The sequence below is a fragment of the Skermanella aerolata KACC 11604 genome (assembly GCF_000936425.1).
In the GTDB taxonomy this organism is placed as follows: Bacteria; Pseudomonadota; Alphaproteobacteria; order Azospirillales; family Azospirillaceae; genus Skermanella; species Skermanella aerolata.
The window spans coordinates 1-6,314 of record NZ_AVFK01000112.1 but is presented as its reverse complement, the minus strand read 5'-3'; the positions used below and the strand labels follow the sequence as shown (position 1 = coordinate 6,314).

Annotated in this window: 7 protein-coding genes; 2 read left to right on the top strand and 5 right to left on the bottom strand. The window is 54.7% G+C overall.

All coding sequences use genetic code 11. The annotated features are described in order from the left end of the window. Nucleotides 1–85: 85 nt before the first annotated feature. Both N826_RS41175 and N826_RS38180 read right to left on the bottom strand, forming a co-directional pair. Entirely contained in the window at nt 86–451 is a 366-nt protein-coding gene (locus N826_RS41175; protein ID WP_084721547.1) for an IS3 family transposase, read from the bottom strand. Nucleotides 452–609: 158 nt separating this feature from the next. Beyond that, nucleotides 610–909, bottom strand: coding sequence for a transposase (locus tag N826_RS38180; protein WP_044437724.1), 300 nt, complete (start codon nt 907–909; stop codon nt 610–612). Between the two features lie 417 nt (nt 910–1,326). Here N826_RS38180 and N826_RS44020 point away from each other — a divergent pair, with 417 nt between their 5' ends. Further along, nucleotides 1,327–1,761 (top strand): hypothetical protein, encoded by a 435-nt coding sequence (locus N826_RS44020; RefSeq protein ID WP_147041329.1) that lies wholly within the window; start codon nt 1,327–1,329, stop codon nt 1,759–1,761. A gap of 490 nt (nt 1,762–2,251) precedes the next feature. Further along, nucleotides 2,252–2,425, top strand: a complete 174-nt coding sequence (gene tnpB, locus N826_RS46245) for an IS66 family insertion sequence element accessory protein TnpB (RefSeq protein ID WP_147041330.1) — start codon at nt 2,252–2,254, stop codon at nt 2,423–2,425. Between the two features lie 80 nt (nt 2,426–2,505). Here tnpB and N826_RS38175 read toward each other — a convergent pair whose 3' ends face one another. The 3 genes from N826_RS38175 to N826_RS45860 form a co-directional block, all read right to left on the bottom strand. Then, on the bottom strand, nt 2,506–4,200 hold the full coding sequence (locus tag N826_RS38175) for a hypothetical protein (protein WP_147041328.1): 1,695 nt from the start codon (nt 4,198–4,200) through the stop codon (nt 2,506–2,508). 292 nt (nt 4,201–4,492) lie between these two features. After that, nucleotides 4,493–5,656 (bottom strand): hypothetical protein, encoded by a 1,164-nt coding sequence (locus N826_RS44015; RefSeq protein ID WP_147041327.1) that lies wholly within the window; start codon nt 5,654–5,656, stop codon nt 4,493–4,495. A 160-nt stretch (nt 5,657–5,816) separates the two neighbouring features. Continuing rightward, on the bottom strand, nt 5,817–5,948 hold the full coding sequence (locus N826_RS45860; protein ID WP_280178514.1) for a hypothetical protein: 132 nt from the start codon (nt 5,946–5,948) through the stop codon (nt 5,817–5,819). Nucleotides 5,949–6,314: the final 366 nt, after the last annotated feature.

Below are 6,314 nucleotides of genomic sequence, written 5' to 3'. Positions count from 1 at the left end.
AGGCGTATTGGACGCCGCGGTCGGAATGGTGGATGAGGCCGCGGGGTGGGGCGCGATGCTGGATCGCCATCATCAGGGCGTTCTCTCACAAGGAACTCCTCAGATGATCGGCCATGCTCCAGCCGACGATCTCGCGAGTCGCCATGTCCTTGACGGCGGCCAGGTACAGCCAGCCCTCGTCAGTGGCGATATACGTGATGTCTGCGAGCCAGATCGTGTTCGGGTGGTCAGCGTCGAGGACACGCTGGAGCAGGTTGGGAGCGATGCCGTAGCCGTGCCGGCTGTCGGTCGTGATTGGCGGCCGCTTCCTGCGCCGGGGCGGCCGAAGCCCGTTTTCCCTCATGAGCCGGGCCACTCGCTTGCGGGCGATGCGGACGCCCTGGGCTTGCAGTTCGGCATGGACGCGCGGCGCCCCATAGCGCTCGCCGCTGTCCTGGAAGATGCCGCGGATTTGGCCGACAAGGTCGGCTTCGGTGCGGCTCTCCGCCGCTCTGGCCTGATCGCCGCCCTGCCAGTCATGGAACTAGCTGCGTGCCACGCCCAGAACAGCGCACAGCAGGCGGATCGAATAGGTGGAGCCGTGGGCGGAGATGAAGGCGAGCTTCGCTTTCATGCTTTCTCCGCCCATCTGGCGAAAAAAGCCGAGGCTTTCCGCAGGATCTCGTTCTCTTCCTGGAGCCGCTTGTTGTCGCGGCGCAGCTGCTGCAGTTCGGACGCCTCCGCCCGGCGTCGCGCAAGCGCCTCCGCCGATCCAGCGGCCTGCTGCTCCAATCGCCAGGTCTTCACCTGCGTCGCCGCCACACCGAGGGCCTGGGCGACACTGCTCAGTGTCTGGCCGGGCTCATCCAGCCGGGCAACCACCGCTGTCTTGAACTCCGCCGTGTACCGGCGGCGCGTCTTCTTCGTCATATCCTTCCTCCAGGTGGTTCGTAAGCTTACCACCTGGTCCGGTCTGGCGGGGCAAGGTCAATCGCTCCGTCACCGGAACGGCGGCCCGCCAAGGTCAAGCCGCCTGGACCGCCATACGCCATCTCGTCGACGGATCCTTCGCCGTCACCTGACTGCTCATAACCCGCCAATACCGTGAGCAATTACCTCGGCATGCCGGTTTCCCGTCGAATCGCCCGATCCCGGAGGGACAGGGAAAATCCGCCCAAACGTCGATTTTTGCACCATAGTCGATGGAAGGGGCAATCGGATGGAAAGTCCGTATCTGACCTTTTGAGATTATTCGAACCAGCTCAGACCTGAGCAATACTTGCTTCAGCCGTGTTAGATACAAATAATGAAACGTTAATTTTTTCAATCAGAAAAGGAGACAGACATATGAGATATGCACAAAATATCGATTTTCTTTTAGCTTCAATCATATATTTGGGGTCTCATGATTATTACTGGGCAAGATCTCCCAAGAACATGGCTGAGGAATTGTCTTTAGACGAAGAGAGACTCAAAAATGTTTTTAACGGTTTTCCCGGTATTTACAGGCGCTCGCTCAGAAAAGCAAATAATGGACAGCACTACTATGCTCTTCAGGCTAGATACGCTCAGAAAAAAGGAGGTGATGTAAGCGATCCAGAGGAAGTTTTTTATATAGATCCTTTAGATACAACCAAGTTGCAACTTTTGATTACCTTTGTTCTTCAATCAGCAGAGCAAGAACGTACATCAAGACGAGCATTTGTTACCAATTTTATATCCATAACAGCAGCAATAATCGCAGCTATGGCTGCGGTAGCTACTGCAATCTTAAAGGCTTAGTTGATTTCTCTTCCTTACCAAGTTCAAAAATTATATCGACTGCCCCATAGCACCGTAACTGGCCGGTCCAAGCCGCCTTACAAGAATTTTGCTGTCGAGATGATTTACGTCGTTAACGACGTCGTTATGGACGTCAACAGCGAGGCGAGAGATGCGGATGGAGGTGCTGAGCAGGGAAGAGCGCCGGTGTCGCTGGTCAGTGGACGAGAAGATGCGGATTGTCACCGAGGCTGCCGCTCCCGGGTCGAGCGTTTCTGAGGTGACGTGTCGACATTACATTCCCCGGTAGAACATCTACCAGTGGCGTTGCGAGTTGAAGCAGAAGGCTGTTCATTCAACGGGCAAGGCCGTGTTCCTCCCCGTAGAGGTGACGGAGAAGTGCCAGGGCATCCTGTCGAGACCGGACTGCGCAACGGCCACATCCTTCGCTTTGCCGCCGACATTCCGGATCGCGTTCTGATGCGGCTGATCCGGGCACAGAGCAGGCGCTATAGGCCCAGGCGCCGGCGTTCGGGCCTATAGCGCCTGCTCTGTGACAGATATGCGCAAGGGGATCGCCGGGCTCGCGGCGGTTGCGCAGGAGCATCTCCGGCAGCCTTCCTGCTCGGGCGCCGTCTTCACCTTCCGAGGGCGTCGAGGCGACACGATCAAACTGCTTCACTAGGATGACTAGGGATTTTCTCTATATTATAAAGGTTCTCGAGCAGGGCCGCTTCTCCTAGCCCGTGCCATCGGAAACAGTTTCTAACATCTGGTTCGGTCTGGCGGGACAAGGTCAGAATTTATAGGCTTTGGTATCACCTGCCACTTGGCGATGTCGAAGAAGCGCCAATAGCCCGTGTGCCCCCCGAACTCGACGGGAAAGTTGGGCACGGCGAAATGCTCGCCGACCTCGCCTCCGATGTAGTCGTCTCGACGATAGCTGTTGTCGAGGATGATACGTCTGAGCAGTTCTCCGTCCCCTAGGAGATTAAGGCCGATGAAGCGCTGATACAGGCTGTCGATCGGTGAGCCCATGATGTGGACCTTCATGTGTCGACCGCTGGCGGTGGCGGCCTCCAGCCCTATCACGCTCCCCTGGCTATGACCGATTAAATGGATATCTGCGTTCGGCGGCAGCACCTTAAGCAGCTGCAGAACGCGCTCCCGTGCCTTTTCGCGAATGGCCAGGGGCGAACCCTGCGGGCAGAGATAGAAAATCACGTCGCCAGCTACCTTCAATCCGATTGCCAATGGCCCGACTAAGAAGGCTAAGAACGGTACAAGTCGCAAGGCGGAGATTTGGTATATTTGAATAATTCTCTCGCCCGGCTCTGGCCGGTGCAGACACCCACCCAGCCAGTCCCACGCTATGTCGGTCAAGAACAGCACTGTCGTTGCAGTTAAGATGAATGGCATTAGGAACAGCACGGCAGCCAGACCGTCGCGGCTGTTGGATCCTGCGCTTGGTCGATAGCGCTTCGAGCGTACAAGATATACCACTCCGACCGCCAAGAGGGCTAAACCATAGAAGGTAACAGCAGCGGTAAACAGTACTTCGGCATTCCAAAGGTCGTATAGCAATCCTTCATTGAAAGCCTCCGCCCAAGATGAAAACTTTTGCTGAGTAGGATCCGGTACGCTTTGCTGGGTAGAAGCCGGTACGTGCTGCAGCGCCAACGCCCACCCAAGAGCACCCACACCGCTCGCGAGCATCAATGGCACATAGATGAAGGCCCACCGCGTCATCAAGTGGAGGGCAGTTGGCTTGTCCCCAGCGGGCCGGCGGCTTCGTTCTTTTCTCCACTGCCAAGTACTCTCCGCTATTGCGGCGAGCGCCAGCCCGAGTACGACGAACTGGGCCACCGCGTAGATGCGTGCCGCTATCACGAGCGGCACACCGTCGGTCGACTCGCTAGCAAGTGCCCAAACGGCAAGGCAAGCTGTACCTAATGCCCAGACAAAACCACCTAGGAAGCAACGGTCAAATTTCTTCAACCAAAAAGTTAGTATTACTATAAAAATTACAACTGAAGATGCTATGAATACTTGCTGAAGCCGACCGGGTTGAAATTGAAGAAGCAGGAGCATGACGGGGGGGAATAGGCACCAAATCCCAGCTGCGAGGAGAACGGCCTTGTAAGTCCGCGCGATTTGGAAATTTGGCTTCGTCACAGAGGCAGAGGGCTCAACTGTGGCCGCTTGCAACATCGCAGTGAATAAGGCCACTACTTCAATTATAAGGCTCAGCCCCCCGGTTACTACCGGGCGCAGGTCCGCCCAAGGGATCTCATAAAGGATCTTTCCTGTTGCCTGGGCACGTGGATACGATACCCCGCAAACGAGGAGATGATCAAACACTCCTGTCAAGCGAGCCTGCCGGAGGAGGTCGGCTAGAATATCACCCGGGCTGGCTTCTCCGACTCCATGCACCGCCACGACAATGGTCTGCCGGTCCACGCTTGCTCCACTATGCGCAATCTCTTGGTCCGCTGTCGGGCTATGCATGTAGTCTCCATTTTACGTCGTAAGCTTCTGAGGTGAGGCTGTATGATTCAACAAAGAAAACATATTTATTTTCTGAAGCCACAAAAAATTCATAAATTTTGATATTTTAAGGTGGAATTAAGACTTTCTGACATGTAATCACAGCTTGATGTCTAAGACTCACATCGGATGACTCCTGTTGAAATCTTGACGTGTAGGGTCGAAACGGGGTTCTTTGCCCCCCGTTTCGATGCGCATCAATGTTCTATTGTGCGCTGGCTGTGGTTCGTGCAGTCACCTTCTGACACAAGCGCAAACCAACAGAAGAGTGCGTATGTGCTCCTCCAGTCGGAGTGTAGGTTTTTTCATCGGTCGTGCCCGTAATCGGAAAATCCGTGCCGGCGGCTGATCGCTGAGCGCTTCCTTCCTTCATCCCATTTCCAGGCGGAACGTTGATACGTCCGGTAACGTCATGGCGGTGTCTGAACTCGTCGTGAGTATGAGAGCCATCGGCATCGACTTTGGTCGGTTGTCCGGATACCTTAGCATCCGCTCTAAGGAACCGACCGTCGTAGTCCGCAGTGACATCAATGTAGAAATTTTCCGGGCACGCGTTCGGCGTCAGGATGATTGTCCCGACTGGGAGTAACTGGCTCCTGATCTCCTCCATCTCGTCGGGGCCTGCCCTGACGGGAATCGCGGCCAAGTGATAACGCACCGCTCCTGCTTCTGTCTCAACTAGGATTGTCGCCGGTTTGGCCATCACGACATGAGAAGTCCCGATCATAATGGGCGTTTGGCTAATTTTGCGCGTGCACAGCATGGACCGCGAGCGGTCTAATTCCACGGCACCGCTATTTGGGATATTCTGCACGACGTCCCACAGCGTGCCTTTGCAAGAAAAATCTTCTTCAGGAGACAAAGAAATGCCTGTAATCTTCGGTCGGATCGGATTATCCGTCAGATAGGAAAGACTGAGCGTTACTGCTCCCCGATCTTCTTCCCTTGAATCAATCTCCACCCTTAAACCCTTCTGCGATAGTTCGAGGCATCGCTGGTATGCCATGACAGCTGTTGGTGCGATGACAGAACTTGAGGTCTTGATCAGCTTGTCCGATGCCTCCTTAGAAAAATTGGCTTGACACATAGATTGTCCAATGGCTTCAACCTGTTCTCGGCTGAGTGAAGCACTTCCGGAGAAGAGGCCGTAGCTTGCTTTGACATCTCCTCCCATCTTGTCACTTTCATACTTCTTGTAAGCCTCGCAGATTTGATTATGAATTGTCGAATTGTCGCTAGCACTCGTTGTTGACATGTAGTGGTCGTAGAGTCCGACTCTCAATCCCGCGACGCAATGCTCTTGAGCCGAAGCTGTGTCTGCCCAAGTCATAAAACCTATCACTATAACAGGCAGCGTATAGCCGTACATTCCGTTGTCCTCTCGCTCAGAAAAGATAAACGCATTCTGTTAGTTAATTCGGCTTTACTAGGTAGTTATTGTATTCTAGTTCAGAAAACGAGAAGTAGTGCGTAACAGAGGTAATTCTATTAGAGATGCTCATCAAGTCCTAAGAGTCTGTTTGTAGACATCAGGCGCTGATTTCCTGGGTCGCAAGGCGCACCAGCCGGCGAGACAGGATGGAGATGAAGGCGATCTCGATGAAAGCGACGAGGTGAGCCTCTGTCCGCTCAAAGATGGTGTGTGTGCTGCAGACGTACATGGGAAAGGAGTTCAACGTGAACGAACAGACCGTGTAGACAAGCTGTGCGGGAGATGAGGGTTGGCCCCTCGGGATCGGCTTTCAGGAGCGGGTCTCAAACCACTCCAAGCTGCTGCGGTCAAGAGCCGTGGTGGTGAGCGTTGGAGGAAAAGTTCAAGGAAATACCTTGAGCAGGTATGTGTCGGAGAGACGAACGAAAGTGAACCCTTCGAAGACGCGTCGTTAGTGAGAGAACCGTCGTCAAAACCGGGAGCGACACGATCTCCCGGGACAAGCCTGCCGGGAGCCTGATGACTGGGCAGGCGGCGACCGGCGTAAGAAGCTGTTTGTAGACGTCAGGCAGAGGCTTCCTCAGCGATGAGGCGC

Excerpts from the sequence above, each read along its gene's own strand:
- N826_RS38180 (WP_044437724.1), bottom strand. The coding sequence starts at position 909 with ATGACGAAGAAGACGCGCCGCCGGTACACGGCGGAGTTCAAGACAGCG.
- N826_RS44020 (WP_147041329.1), top strand. The coding sequence starts at position 1,327 with ATGAGATATGCACAAAATATCGATTTTCTTTTAGCTTCAATCATATAT.
- N826_RS44015 (WP_147041327.1), bottom strand. The coding sequence starts at position 5,656 with ATGTACGGCTATACGCTGCCTGTTATAGTGATAGGTTTTATGACTTGG.
- N826_RS45860 (WP_280178514.1), bottom strand. The coding sequence starts at position 5,948 with ATGTACGTCTGCAGCACACACACCATCTTTGAGCGGACAGAGGCTCAC.